Consider the following 13,972-nt stretch of genomic DNA (forward strand, 5'->3'; position numbering starts at 1 on the left):
CGAACACAGAAGTTAAGCTTCTTAGCGCCGATTGTAGTGAAGGGTTTCCCTTTGTGAGAGTAGGACGTCGCCACGCAGTCAAACACATGTCTTCACTGACATGTGTTTTTTTGTTATTACAATGATGTATCATTTTTCTAAAAACAATCACTTAAAATAACTTTTTATGGAAAAAAATGATACACTAGTAGTGAAGTATTTTTAGGAGGGATCATATGACTGACGATGCCAAAAAAGAACAAAAATTTGTTCAAGATCAAGACGTTGTTTCAGTTTCAACGAATGAAGAAGTATCCTTTGGCGATATCAAACAAGTCGCCTCAAAAAATATCGGTCAGATGCTGCAAGACCTGCAAGATTTTGAAGTAGCGATCGAAAAAGAGGATATTCCTGAAATTTATCGTATATATAATGGTCGATTGCATAAACAGCTAAAAGAAACATCAAATCAAAATCATGAGATTGACGAATTACTATCAAGAAAGTTCCATGATAACTTCACCCAAACATTTCCTTTCATGATGCACTGTGCCAAAATATCTCCTACCGTGCATTACTATAAGTTAGGGACCTATTATCATGAGCGAGCGACGATTGGTATCGATGCGAGCATACCAGAAATTTTTGTTATCCCTGAGATAGACGAAGAATGGGAGAAGTTTCAACGAGGCGATCGTGAGATGCTGACAGCCATCGAACAACAAATGGATAAGCTGGAAGCCAAACGGATCACTGCCCTATCAGAAGTAAAGGAAATCCAAAATCAGATCGATAAGCTTACGGCATCTGTAAATGAATTGAGTGAGTCAAAGGGCTTTTTCAATCGGACAAAAATCGATGAAGAACTAGAGCAGTTGACTTCTGAGCGAAAAGCATTAGAAGCCAAACGTCGGGAATGGGAAAGATATTCAAATAATGACGAAGAGGTTTTTGCTGAAAAAGAGCGTCTGCAACAGCAATACCAAACATTGCGCTTAAAGAAAGCAATCGTGGAAAAAGAATTCCGTCAAATTGATACCTTTTTTGGATCATTTGATGAATTTACGGCAAAAATAATGGCTTTCTTAGCTCACTATACTGGAAAGGAGCTGACTGAAGTTGACGAAAGAAACGCAGACGAATCCTGAGGAATCACAGCTGCTGGAGCAGGAACCGACTCTAGAAATCCAAACAGAAGGAGCTAATGAAGTCGAGGAAAACGTATCAACAAATGCGACGGACTTAGTGAATGACGGTCCTTTAGTAGAAGATAGTGGAAATGTAGTGGATGATTCTTTTGATTCAGCAAAAGAAGAAACTGACTACGAAGATGATTATTATGCTGTAAAAGCGCAAGATCACCAACGAATCGAATCGCTTATTGAGCAAGCCGAAAACGAACTAGCTGATTTAAAATTGAGAAAATCAATTATGGAAGCTGATTTTTCTGGATTGCTTGCTCATTACCGCCAGTTGATTTTAACAGATCAAGATATTTCGGTGATCGCCAAAAAGACATTGCTTGAATACTATGCCTATGAATTCTTGAAACCATTAAAAACGATTCATTTAACTGCTACTGATAACTATGACACATGGAAGACAAAGCATTTCAATGTCCGTTTTCGTTTAACAGAAACAAAGGAGCTCGAGTTTAGTTTCAAACTTAATCCAGTCAATTCTACGTATCAATCTAATTATTTGCCATTGTTGACTATCAATTCAAACTCCCAGTCGGTGGTTGTCAATGATGAACAGATATTGCATTTAATCAGTCAATGGCATGCGGAGAATATTTTCTCGGTCAATCAGCTTTCGCTCTTTAATTATGATGTCAACTTGGTATTGGCGCATTTAAAAGAATTAGGCTTTACGGTTTCACCAAGCTTGATCGACAATACCCAAACATTGGCTGTCGATATGGAGACGGACTTTGCTGTTGCAGCAGAAGTTCTCGATCAAATTTTCATTATTACAATGGAGAATCAGCAATATGATTTTATCACAGAAAACAAAGGCGAAATTCTTGTTTTACTTGATAAAAATCAACGATTGACGATTCATTTGTATACAGAGTCCACTTTACTAACGATTGATTCAGATCAATGGAAGCGATCCTTATTAGATTTCTTCACAAGCTATCCATTTTTGGTTCCGCTTGTCGTGGAAGGTGAAGAATAAATGTTCTAAATTCATTAAAAGTGCTAGAATGGTTTTTATAACTATTCAGCACTTTTTTTTTTTGGAAGGAGCAGTATGATGAAAAACAAAGCACTAGGTTTTTATGAAGGACGATCTTTAGATGAGTCAAATGTATTTATTGAAAAGGAAATTCCGATACCCAATTGCCAAGCAAATGATTTATTGGTGGAAGTACAGGCAGTTTCGGTCAATCCAATCGATACAAAAAGACGGCAAATGACTGCTTTAAGTGAAGCGTTCCAGATCCAAGGGTATGACGCCGTTGGGATCGTTAAAGAAATCGGCTCAGCAGTTAATGGCTTTGCCGTTGGTGATCGGGTGTTTTATGCTGGAACCACACAACGACCTGGTGCGAATCAAAGGTTCCAAACAGTTGATTCTCGGATCGCAGCAAAGGCACCAGCCGACTTTTCTGATGGCGATCTTGCAGCTATGCCATTAACGAGTATTACAGCGTGGGAATTGCTTTTTGAAAAATTTGGGTACGTGCCTGAAGAAAACGCGAATGAAGGATCGATTTTATTGGTCAATGCCAGCGGTGGTGTTGGCTCAATTGCGGCGCAACTAGCAAAATGGGCAGGATTGACAGTCTATGGCACTGCGAGTCCTAAGAACGATCAGTGGCTTAAAAACAATCAAGTGGATCAAGTACTTAATCATCGCTTGCCGTTGGCTGAACAAATCACTGAGCCTTTTTCAGCCGTTGCAATTTTTTATGACGCCTCGGCCTATTTGCCACAATTAACGAAAGCAATCTTGCCGTTTGGCAAAGTCGGAATGATCGTAAATACGAAAGAAGCGCTAGATTTAAATCCATTTAAAAACCTCGGCATCGATTTTTATTGGGAGTATATGTTCGCAAAAACAGATGCTCAGTTGATGATTGAAACACAAGGGAGCATTTTGCAACGGATCGCCTCGTTACTCGCTGACAAAAAGATCCATACGACTGCGGTCCAAACGTTTGATGGAGGAATTACCATCGAGACCTTAAAGCTCGCTACAAAAGCGGTTGAGCAAGGAACGAAAGGAAAGACAGTGATCACTGGAGGCGTCCGCTAGATGGAAGAAGAGGAAGCGATGCTGTTTTGGGATGAATTTGCCCAAGAATATGCACAGATTCAAAGAGAATCCCAATTGAAAATTGCCGAAGAGGTAGCAGCTTTTTTGGTGGAGCAGAAAGTGTTCCCGATATCGGCCTTCGTTGACTTTGCTGCGGGGACTGGCCGCTACATTTCAGCATTTTATCCTTATGTAAATGAGTATTACGCAATTGATTTTTCAAAAGAAATGTTAAAAATCATTGAAGAAACGACGGAAGATCCGATGAACAAGCTCCATCTGGTTCAGCAGAGCCAAAAAGACTTTTTATCTGCAGACCAGCACTGGCCCTGTATTTTTATGGCAATGAATCCAGCAGTCAGAGACAAGGAAACATTGCTTCAGTTTCAAAAAAAGGCCCATCAATTGATTATTCTAAGAATGATCACAGAAGAAGAAAACGTGTTTCAGCCATATGAAAAAAATCTTTCAGCGAAGAATGACCTGAACCTAAACACTTGGTACAAGAAGTGGTTTTCAGAAGAAGCGATCGATTGGCAGAGTCGGCAATTCGAGTATATTTTGAAGGAGGAGATCGATCAAGAAATATTTCATCTTTATTTTGAGGAGGAGTACTCATTGGAACAACGGCAACAAATGGTTCAACATGTCTTTGGTGAGGCATTGACTGTCGAAAGCCAAACGAAAATCACTTTTGAGCTTCTTTTAGCTTAAGTAAAATCACACAATGGGTATCAAAAAAACGAGATTCTGACATAAGATCAAGAAACAGGTACAGGAGCTAGGCTTCTTTTGGCTGCTGACTGGAAACATCTTATGCTGGAATCTCGTTTTACAGTGAATTTGCTACAATAGAAGGTATACGATGCTGCCTAATAACAGTAAAAAAATGATGTTGACGATAAAAAACAGCTTTTGAAACGTTCTCGCTTCTTTTGGTCTGGCTTGATTCAATAATTTGTACCCAATCAAATTCGCCAAAGAAGCAATCAATGTACCCAAACCACCAACATTGACGCCCAAAAGAACGGCTTTTTCTAAATCGGTGAAAGGAGCAATCAAAATTGCTGCTGGAACGTTAGATATTCCTTGGGAGAGTAAAATACTACCTAAAAAAGCGCGATGCGTTTCTTGAAAATACGGTCGAATGTGATCGGTGACCAGAGATAGGTCTTGAATATTCCCGACGATCAAGAAGAAGCAGAGAAAGGTAAGTAGTAACCGATAATCAACTTTTGCAAATAATCGTTTATTACTAAACCAAACCACGGCTGCGACGACAAGCACGGCGATTGAAATAGGGAGAACACTAAAAATACCAAGAATCATAAGAACAAATAATCCTGAATTAAGCAGCGCTGGCTTTTTTTCAAAGGGTTCTTCTTGCAGGGCGATTTCCAATGGAGTCTTTGGGATGAGCTGGATCGAAACAAGGAGTAATAGTAATGAAAGGCCCACAAAGGTGCCGGTAGTCCACATGAATTGTGGCAGCGAAATATGATAGTAAGAAAATAAAAATAGATTTTGCGGATTTCCAAATGGAAATAGGCTGCTTCCTAAATTGGCTGCTACGATCAAATAGACAGCGCCTAATAAGACACTGGTGTGCTGTTGTTCTTTCCTCGTTAAGAGTAAATAGATGGGCAATAAAGTTAAGATAGCCACGTCATTTGTTAAAAACATCGAACTGAAGAAGCTTAGCAAGACGATTGCGCGGATCAAGTCACGCAGATTGCGACTTTTTTCCACTAATTTTTGTCCAAACGCTCGTAAAAGACCAGCTTCTTCTAACCCATTGATTACTAACATTAATCCAAACAGTGATAAAATCACTTTAAAGTCAATAAACGACCAACGGAAGGTGCCGAAAAAACACGCAATAAGTGCTAGTAGCAGGGAAATCGAAAATAATCGATCCGTTCGAAAAAATGCTAACATTCGTTTTCCCATAGTTCACCACCTTTCTTCTCAAGAATTTTACCATTCCTATGCTTTAGGAACAATAAATAACGCTTTTTCCATCGAACTCAAAGTCATTCAGGCAATTTTTATAGTTGACAAACGACTCATTAATTGGGAAATTAGTATGTGAAAGGTGAAGGAGGTTCAAGAATGAATGTGATGCAGCTGCTTGAAAAAAATCAGCAGGTACATTTTCAAATTTTGGCTGTTTTTTTTCAGAATGGCTCAGAAGTCTCTTATAAAAAACTTGCAAAAACGTTATCCATTTCCGCGCCCACTTTGCAAAAAGAACTTCAAAATCTTCATCAAAATTTAGCTGCTTTCCATGAAGACGCAGCTTTGATCTATTCAGAAAATAATCAAGTGCAATTGGTATTGCCTCTTGATTTTTCCCTGAAGCAATTTTTTTATGCGTATCTTTCAGAAGCAATCGATTTTCAGATATTGTCGTATTTGTTTTTTCATCGAGATGAGTCAACGACGAAAATGATGTTAGAACTGATGTTGAGTGAAGCTTCATTGTTTCGTCGATTCAAAGCGATCAATCAGTTATTGAAAGAATTCGACATCCAATTAAAAAATAAAAAATTGATTGGGGATGAAAAACAGATTCGCTTTTTCTATTATCAGTTTTTTTCACAAAGTTATCCCAATGAAGAATTGATCGCTCGCTTGAATGCACCAGCCATCAACAATTTGATTCGAGTCATTGAAAAACAGTTGCAGACAACGTTTAGTCAAGCAGAGCGTTGGAAAGTCGGGCTTTGGTTAGGCATTATGGAAGCCCGTTTTGATTATCGCGGCTCGCAACAGCATGAAGCCTCGTATCCATTGTTGAAGTCATTGGAAAATGAAGCGATGTTCCAGCTTTTGCGGAATATATTAGGGCGCTATCTCAGTCGTTTTGCCGTATCCTGGAGCGATTATGAAACGGTATATTTCTATTTATTTTTATTAGCTGAAGGCTTGATTCGCCCTTCACTGGATGACTCCTTGCAAAAATCACTTTTCTTCCAAGAGATTGATGCGTTAAATGGGGAGCTGCTGCAGGCCATTGGTGATAGTGAAAGAAAGACTACAGAAACTTCTACGGAATTGCGCGTCTTCTTGACGAGTGTGACGATCCAAGCGTTGTATATTCATGGCGGCATTATTGCCTTTGCTGAATTTCAGCCGCAAAGTGTTGCGAATGAGAGCTTGATCGAAGTGGCACAGCAAGCAATCGAACAGTTGGAGAAAAACGTAAACCAGTCCTTTTCTCTTGAGAAAAAGCAGCATTTGACCAATGAATTGCTTTTGATCCGTCAATGGATTCAAGTAAAACAGGAAAAAGCATTTACGGTAGGGATTTTACTGACTCAATCACGATTACGCAGTGGCTTTTTACGGCGCTTTTTGATCAAAGAATTGGCTGGCTATCCGAATATTCACTTCGATGGGACGAAGGAGAAGGACTATGATCTATTGATCGTTGATCATTCTGAGATCTCGGAAGGCTATCGTTATAAAAAACGATTGATTTTAACAGGTGGTGCAACCCCATTTGAAGAAGAGCGGCTTCATCAAATCGTGGATGAAATACGAAATGAGAACCTTGAAAGCGAGTTGGAAAAGATATGAGAATAGTGATTATTGGAGGCTCTCATGCAGGAATTGCTGCTGCCCGTCATTTAAAAAAAGTTGACCCAAAAGTCGATGTGATAATTATAGAAAAATCAAGCGTTCTTGGTTATGTTGCCAGCAGTTTGAATTTAGTACTGGAAGGTTACATTCAGCGTTTGGAAAATTCCAAAACGGCAACTGCCAGTGAACTTCTTTCAGAAGGAATCAATGTGATGCTAAACAGTGAAGTCACAAAAATCTTTCCGCAAGAACAAACGGTTCATTTTGTCACATCAACGGAATCTTATCAGCAAGAAGATGAAGTGAGTTATGATGGCTTGATTTTGGCGATGGGATCGAGTACTTTCCGTTCGGAGTTTGCCTCAGATGTCGAAGCACATATAACGACCTACAAAACCATTGGTCAATCAAAGCAAGCATTAGAAAAAATCGAGAATGCCCAAACCGTTGCGATCGTCGGCGCTGGTCTGATCGGGTTTGAATTAGCGGAATCTTTAAGCGGACAACAAAAAGCCGTTCATTTGATCGATCGTATGGATACGCTGTTGTTCCGTTATTTTGATCATGAAATTGCCAAAATTTTGATGGAACGCTTTCCTAAAAATTTGCAGATCTATCTTAACAGCAATGTCGCTCATACGATCAAAAATGAGAAAGGCGATTATCAAGGAATTGAGCTGTCAAATGGAACGAAGATTCAAGCTGACGTGGTCGTCTATGCTGTCAATCCACGTCCAAATGTTGCGCTAGTAGAAGATTTTCTGAAACTAAATCTGGATGGCACGGTATCGACAAATGAGTATTTGCAAACGTCTGACCCAGCGATTTATGCAATTGGGGATCTTGTTTCGATCCCATTTAATCATTCGGATAGCTCCTTGTATATTCCTTTAGTAACAAATGCTTACCGCACAGGGATCGTTGCTGCCACCAATTTATTGGCAAATGAACGGGGAACAACGAAAATTCCTTTTCCAAAAATGCAACGGACCGTCGTCAGTAAATTGTTTGGCTATTTCGTCAGCAGTTCAGGTATTAATGAGACCGAGGCACCGTATTACGGCTTTGAAGTAGATTCAGTGACGCAAACATTTCATTCTCGGACATTTTTCGCGACAGATGAGGATTTTGAAGTAACGTTAAAACTGATTTTTGATCAGCAAACGAAAGTGATCATGGGGGGACAAATCATTACGAGTGATCGTGGAAGTTTGGAGATCATCAATACGATCTCAACCTTGATCAATAGCAAGACGACCTTGCACCAATTAGCAACAATGGATTACTTTTTCAATCCAACCATCTCATTTCCACTGCACTTTTTGAATCAATTGGCCCTTGATGGCTTGTTAAAGTAAAATAGTAAGTCTTGATAAACCTGCGATGATCGCAGGTTTATTTTTGTGAATTGACGTTATTCGGGAGAAAATAGCGATTGCGCCCATGAAAGGTATCGCGTATTAAAACCAGGTGGGGTTGTGCTGAGCTTTGATGCCAACTGGTATCGCTATCTTTTTTGATGAAGAAACTCGTAAAAAAAATGACGACGCTCGTTTTATGACTGAACGATTTTCGGTAAAGGATTGTTATTGGCAGACGAATGTTCCTTGGATGGTAACGTTAGCTCATCAGTACCCTTTATCTGGAAAGCTACACCCAGCTTGGGATGAGCGTGTGTTAACTACACAGGGGGGTCAACAGATTGAAACGAATGAACGTGTGAATGATTTGTTATTGAATGAAACTCAGAAGTTGAATCTAACCTTCTCAAGTATTTATTTGATTAAAGCGATTAAATAGACTCCATTGAGAAAAAAGACGTGCTCGCAGTCTTTTATAAGAGAAAAATATCACATAATCCCTTGCCTTGGCAGATTCGTTTTCACTGAAATTGCGTTGGTAAAGGGATTTTTTTAAAAAACTTCTTGTGATTTTAAGTGAAATACGTTACCCTATTAAAGAGAGTGAGAATCATTCTCAATAAGGAAGGGGCGGGGCATGTTGAAAAAAATCGGATTACTGCTGATCTTGATTCTTCTTGTGGGCTGTTCTTTACTGGTAGGTACCCATGAATTATCATTAAGTGGTTTACAGCAGGGTGATCCGAATCATTGGCTTGTTTTGGTAAAAGTTAGGCTCCCACGGACGATCAGTTTGATCATTGCAGGTGGAATCATTAGTTTATGTGGGAAAATCATGCAGCATATGATGCAAAATAAATTTGTGGCATCTGAGTCGATCGGACTATCTGATAGTGCTCGTTTAGGAATTTTGCTAGTCATGCTTTTTCTGCCAAATGCTTCTAACTTGATTCGGACAACCGCAGCATTTGTGTTTGCTTATGTAGGTGTTTTGTTCTTTTTATTTTTAAGCCAATTTCTACCAAAGAAAGATCCAATGATGCTCCCTTTGACCGGGGTGATGTTCGGTAATATCATCGGTGCCATTAGCAGCTTCTTGGCCTATCGCTTCCAATTGGTTCAAAATGTCTCTTCTTGGCTTCAAGGAAACTTCGCTACTATTATGGCTGGCCAGTATGAACTTTTGTATTTGACGATTCCAGTATTCGGTCTGTTGTATTTCCTAGCTTATGAGATCACGATTGCTGGTTTAGGAGAAAGTGCCGCCAAGAGTCTAGGGATCAATTATCTGTTTTTACGCTTTGCTGTGTTTGCTCTGGTGGCGTTTGCCAGTAGTGTCGTTTTATTGACCGTTGGACAAATCCCTTTTCTAGGGATCGTTATCCCAAATATGATCGGCATGGTGTTTGGGGATCATTTGAAGAATAATCTACTGTTGATCAGCTTTGCTGGAAGTGCATTTTTACTTTTATGTGATGTATTGGCACGCATCGTGATTGCTCCGTATGAGATGCCCGTAAGTGTGGTTGCCGGTGTACTAGGTGGCTGCTGCTTCTTGATTTTGCTGCTGGGGAGGAAGTTTCAATGAAGAAAAAACTCTTTCTTTTGTTCTTTCTGATCCTTTGTGCCGCTACTGCCTATCTGACCTATAACACCTATGGTAATTGGTCATTTGCTTTTGCATTACGGGGCCGTCGGATCTTCGCCTTTGCTCTGGTGGCGATCGCAATTTCCTTTAGTACGATCACCTTACAGACTATTACGAGCAATCGCTATTTAACACCAGGAATCTTAGGCTTGGATCAACTATATGTCCTGGTTCAGACCCTGTGTTTCTTTTTTATCGGGGGGATCCAGATGCTAAGCCAAGAAACAGCAGCGATGTTTTTATTCTCTGTCAGTCTGACTGCCATTCTAGGAAGTTTACTGATCGGTTTTTTCTATCAAAAAGCCGTCAACGGATTGTTTTTGTTGTTGATGGCTGGAATGGTCTGCGGCACGATGTTCAGTAGTCTGAGCACGTTTTTGCAAGTCTTGATGGACCCGAATGAATATGATTTATTGCAAGGACGCTTATTTGCTAGCTTTGGCAATATCAATACGGAACATCTCTTAATTGCTGCTGTGATCATTTTGATCGGTAGTAGCTGCCTGATTCTGTTGATTCCAGAATTGAATCTATTACATTTAGGAAGCGGGCAAGCCAAAAGTCTAGGCGTTCCTGTTCAATGGCTTCATAGAGGTATTTTATTTTTGATTGCGCTTCTGACAGGTACCGCTACGGCACTCGTAGGTCCAGCTGTTTTTCTCGGCTTTGTAGTGGCAACGATCACCTATCAGCTTTTTCCCACCTATCGCCATGGGTGGTTGTTTGCGGGTGGCAGCCTGATTGGTTTTCTGCTGTTAGTAGGAGGGCAGTTCTTAGTGGAACAAGTGTTTCAATGGCAAACGACCATTGGTACAGTGATTCAATTATTGGGTGGCGTCTTCTTTATAAGCAAATTGCTGCTGGAAAGGAAAAAATCATGATCGAAACAAAAAACGTATCCAAAAATTATGCGAAAACACAGGTGTTGACCGAATGTTCTTTAGCATTACCTGAGCAGAAAATGATTGCCTTCATCGGGCCTAATGGTGCGGGAAAAAGCACCTTACTCTCCTTGGTTAGTCGGATGCTGGACCAGAGAACTGGTGATATTTATTTAGATGGAACTGAGATTCGCCAATGGAAATCCAAAGAGCTAGCCAAAAAAATGGCTTTTTTGCAACAAAGCAATCGCTATGCAGTCAATCTGACTGTAAGAGAACTGGTGGCATTTGGTCGCTATCCGTATAACCGCGGGCGACAATCGGCAGCGGATGATAGGATCATTGATGATTCTTTGGCTAAGCTTTCCCTTTCCGAATACGCCGATCAATCGATTCATGAGCTTTCTGGTGGTCAGCTACAACGAGTTTACTTGGCGATGATCTTGGCTCAAGATACAGATTATCTGCTGTTGGACGAACCGTTAAACAATCTAGATTTGAAGCACGCCAACCAGCTGATGAAGCTATTGACCACCTTGGTGGAAGACTATCAGAAAACCGTTGTGATCGTTTTGCACGACATTAATTTTGCCGCTCGCTACGCCGATCACATCGTTGCCATGAAAGACGGTCAGATTTTTAAAGCGGCCGACACTGAGGCTGTGATCCAGGAGCAAGTGTTGGCATCGTTATATGAGATTCCAATCAAACTGGTACAAGTGGATGGTCGGCAATTTTGCTATACCTTCCAATAAAATGTATTTCTAAGGAGGAAAAAAATGAAAAAAATTGTAGTAAGCTTTATGAGTATTTTCGTATTAGCGGGGTTGACCGCATGCGGATCAAATAATACTGGTACAATCGAATCGACAGGGACACAACAAAGCCAAACTGCTCAGAGTGAACAGACACCGACAGAGGTTGAAATCACTGATAGCAATGGAACCGTTACTGTTCCTTATGCACCAGAAAAAGTGGTGGTTTTTGACAATAGCGCCTTAGATACGATGGATGCGCTTGGCCTTGGGGATCGAATCGTTGCTGCTGCGACCAGCAATTTACCAGATTATTTATCAGCGTATGCAGATGTTGAATCAGCAGGGGGAATCAAAGAGCCTGATTTAGAAAAAATCAATCAACTGCAGCCAGACCTAATCATTATTTCTGGGCGACAACGTGATTTCCAAGAGGAATTGTCTGCAATCGCGCCAACCGTTTTCTTAAGCGTTGACAATAGTGATACTTGGGCATCGATCGAAGCCAACATTACGACTATTGGTCAAATTTTTGGTAAGGAAGAGGAAGCGCAAGAACAACTAGCATCGTTACAAGGTCAGATCGATACCTTGAAGGAGCAAGCGCAAAATGCTGACGAGAAAGCCTTGGTTGTTATGGTAAATGAAGGCAATCTTTCTGCTTTTGGTCCAGGTTCTCGTTACAGTATCTTGTATGATACGTTTGGTTTCCCTGCAGTAGATGAGGAATTAGAGGCGTCGACACATGGACAAAGTATTTCTTATGAGTACTTGCTTGAAAAAAATCCTGATATCATTTTCGTGATCGACCGGACAAAAGCGATCGGCGGCAATGAAAGTGAATTTGTTGCAAATGAAATCGTCCAAGAAACAAATGCTGGGCAAAACGATCAAGTCATCGAATTGGATGCTGCGGTTTGGTATTTAGCAGGTTCAGGCTTGGAGTCGATCCAACTAATGATGGACGATGTCAAACCAGCCGTTGAATAAATAGGTGAGAAAAGCAATCAAGTAATTAGGACACGCGTATCAGTTTACTGAGAATGCGTGTCCCTTTTTATTTTCCTATTTTCTAAGACCTACGACTGATTTTTGATAACTTTCCCTGCTTTACTTTACCTGTCGTAGTAATTGTTTTATAATTAGTACGACAGATGAAGTAATTTAGGAGGCGATTGCGTGATCTCGAGTGACGGAATTCGCGGCTATAACGACGCAATCATTTTATCCATTCTTTCCAATGAAGATTCTTATGGATATGAAATATCCAAGCGTATTCGCGAAGGAACAGATGCTTTATATGTGATCAAAGAAACGACGTTGTATTCCGCTTTTACTCGGTTAGAAAAACAAGGATTGATCCGCTCATATCCTGGAGAAGTGACGCATGGCAAAAAGCGGACGTATTACCAGATAACTGCAGACGGAAGAGCAAGCCTTACGGAGAAACTATTGGAGTGGCAGCAGACAAAGATCGTCGTTGACCAGTTCTTACAAGGAGGAGACAAATGAAAACCATTCATGACTATCTAGACAGCTTATTTTTATCAGTACCCATCACACCGGAAACCAAAAAGGCGAAAGAAGACCTCTTAGCGATTATGGAAGACCACTACTTAGAACTGATTCACCAAGGGAAAAGCGAGCATGAAGCCATCGGTGCAGTAATCAGTGAGTTTGGTTCCGTAGATGAGCTGTTGCAAGAGTTAAATGTTTCAAAAGAAGAAGCGCCGATTGATGATTGGTCCGATGCCATCACAGAAGACGATGCGTTTGATTATTGGGGAACTGTGCGACACTTTGCTTTCTCGTTATCTATAGGAATCGGTTTTTGTATCGCATCCCTAGCAGCCTTGATGCTCTTTGTTAGTATATATGCTGAGACCTTTGGAATAATGGTGATGTTTCTTTTTATCGCCATCGGGGTCGGTTTTATTATCTCTAGCAGCTTGCACTTTTCCGGTGCTCGTAAACAGTTGGATGATCGTCCAATAAAAAGGGATGCCAAACGAGAAGCCGCTCAGCAACTCGCAAATTATGAAAAAAGTTTTCGGATTGGTCTTGTTTTAGGAATTGGTGCCTGTATTTTATCAATTGCGCCTGTACTTTTAAGTGAATTGTTTTATTATTCTGTTGAATTTGGGATTTCCTTGTTTTTCTTGACGGTTGCAGCAGGTGTGTTCTTTATTATTTATGTAAGTATTATCCGTACAGGCTTTGCGAAGCTGGCAACTGAGACGTATTTTATTCGCGACGAAGACCATCCGGGGGATCGAGCAACACGTCATAAATATGGCGAATCCGCTGGTAGAGTTACCTTTTTTCGAACAGTCTACTGGCCAGTGATTTTGGTCGTTTACATGCTTTGGTCCTTCATGTTTCATGCATGGGCTTACTCTTGGGTCATTTTTGTTATTGGTGGTGTCTTAGAGGACTACTTTATCGGACATACGAAAGCTAAAAAATAGAAGACACTTCAATCGAGAGTGCTTTCTTTAC

At 40.5% G+C, this 13,972-nt stretch carries 14 protein-coding genes and 1 rRNA gene; 14 read left to right on the top strand and 1 reads right to left on the bottom strand.

The window, feature by feature from the left end; genetic code table 11:
• The 5 genes from rrf to ACI3E5_RS15305 form a co-directional block, all read left to right on the top strand.
• A 5S ribosomal RNA gene (rrf, locus tag ACI3E5_RS15285) occupies positions 1-76 on the top strand; the annotation flags it as partial.
• Positions 77-215: 139 nt separating this feature from the next.
• On the top strand, positions 216-1,127 hold the full coding sequence (locus tag ACI3E5_RS15290) for a hypothetical protein (protein ID WP_005226241.1): 912 nt from the start codon (positions 216-218) through the stop codon (positions 1,125-1,127).
• On the top strand, positions 1,099-2,160 hold the full coding sequence (locus ACI3E5_RS15295) for a hypothetical protein (RefSeq protein ID WP_213337097.1): 1,062 nt from the start codon (positions 1,099-1,101) through the stop codon (positions 2,158-2,160). Before ACI3E5_RS15290 ends, ACI3E5_RS15295 begins: the two co-directional genes overlap by 29 nt.
• Positions 2,161-2,235: 75 nt before the next feature.
• Positions 2,236-3,243, top strand: a complete 1,008-nt coding sequence (locus tag ACI3E5_RS15300; RefSeq protein WP_325845126.1) for a zinc-binding alcohol dehydrogenase family protein — start codon at positions 2,236-2,238, stop codon at positions 3,241-3,243.
• Complete coding sequence (locus ACI3E5_RS15305) at positions 3,244-3,957, top strand: class I SAM-dependent methyltransferase (protein ID WP_498822069.1); 714 nt, start codon at positions 3,244-3,246, stop codon at positions 3,955-3,957.
• Between the two features lie 132 nt (positions 3,958-4,089).
• Here the strand turns inward: ACI3E5_RS15305 and ACI3E5_RS15310 are convergent, their stop codons facing one another.
• A complete protein-coding gene (locus tag ACI3E5_RS15310) occupies positions 4,090-5,193 on the bottom strand; it encodes an SLC13 family permease (protein WP_325845128.1) in 1,104 nt (367 codons plus the stop codon).
• A 162-nt stretch (positions 5,194-5,355) separates the two neighbouring features.
• Here ACI3E5_RS15310 and ACI3E5_RS15315 point away from each other — a divergent pair, with 162 nt between their 5' ends.
• The 9 genes from ACI3E5_RS15315 to ACI3E5_RS15355 all read left to right on the top strand — a co-directional run bounded on the left by ACI3E5_RS15315 (position 5,356) and on the right by ACI3E5_RS15355 (position 13,941).
• Complete coding sequence (locus tag ACI3E5_RS15315; RefSeq protein ID WP_498822070.1) at positions 5,356-6,825, top strand: AcpB/EbpR/MafR family transcriptional regulator; 1,470 nt, start codon at positions 5,356-5,358, stop codon at positions 6,823-6,825.
• Positions 6,822-8,186 carry an FAD-dependent oxidoreductase gene (locus tag ACI3E5_RS15320; protein WP_498822071.1) on the top strand — a complete coding sequence of 455 codons (1,365 nt, stop codon included), beginning with the start codon at positions 6,822-6,824 and terminating at the stop codon, positions 8,184-8,186. Before ACI3E5_RS15315 ends, ACI3E5_RS15320 begins: the two co-directional genes overlap by 4 nt.
• A 130-nt stretch (positions 8,187-8,316) precedes the next feature.
• Positions 8,317-8,628 (top strand): hypothetical protein, encoded by a 312-nt coding sequence (locus ACI3E5_RS15325; protein ID WP_498822072.1) that lies wholly within the window; start codon positions 8,317-8,319, stop codon positions 8,626-8,628.
• Positions 8,629-8,826: 198 nt separating this feature from the next.
• Positions 8,827-9,777 carry an ABC transporter permease gene (locus ACI3E5_RS15330; protein ID WP_325845131.1) on the top strand — a complete coding sequence of 317 codons (951 nt, stop codon included), beginning with the start codon at positions 8,827-8,829 and terminating at the stop codon, positions 9,775-9,777.
• Entirely contained in the window at positions 9,774-10,718 is a 945-nt protein-coding gene (locus ACI3E5_RS15335; RefSeq protein ID WP_325845132.1) for an iron chelate uptake ABC transporter family permease subunit, read from the top strand. The genes ACI3E5_RS15330 and ACI3E5_RS15335 overlap by 4 nt, the downstream gene beginning before the upstream one ends.
• The gene (locus ACI3E5_RS15340) at positions 10,715-11,473 is read left to right on the top strand and encodes an iron ABC transporter ATP-binding protein (RefSeq protein ID WP_325845133.1); all 759 of its coding nucleotides are present in this window, start codon (positions 10,715-10,717) and stop codon (positions 11,471-11,473) included. The genes ACI3E5_RS15335 and ACI3E5_RS15340 overlap by 4 nt, the downstream gene beginning before the upstream one ends.
• 24 nt (positions 11,474-11,497) lie before the next feature.
• The gene (locus ACI3E5_RS15345) at positions 11,498-12,463 is read left to right on the top strand and encodes a siderophore ABC transporter substrate-binding protein (protein ID WP_498822073.1); all 966 of its coding nucleotides are present in this window, start codon (positions 11,498-11,500) and stop codon (positions 12,461-12,463) included.
• A 189-nt stretch (positions 12,464-12,652) separates the two neighbouring features.
• Positions 12,653-12,985 (top strand): PadR family transcriptional regulator, encoded by a 333-nt coding sequence (locus ACI3E5_RS15350; protein WP_005226229.1) that lies wholly within the window; start codon positions 12,653-12,655, stop codon positions 12,983-12,985.
• Entirely contained in the window at positions 12,982-13,941 is a 960-nt protein-coding gene (locus ACI3E5_RS15355) for a permease prefix domain 1-containing protein (RefSeq protein ID WP_005226228.1), read from the top strand. The genes ACI3E5_RS15350 and ACI3E5_RS15355 overlap by 4 nt, the downstream gene beginning before the upstream one ends.
• Positions 13,942-13,972 lie beyond the last annotated feature (31 nt).

The organism is Candidatus Enterococcus avicola, assembly GCF_047470845.1.
GTDB lineage: Bacteria > Bacillota > Bacilli > Lactobacillales > Enterococcaceae > Enterococcus_D > Enterococcus_D casseliflavus.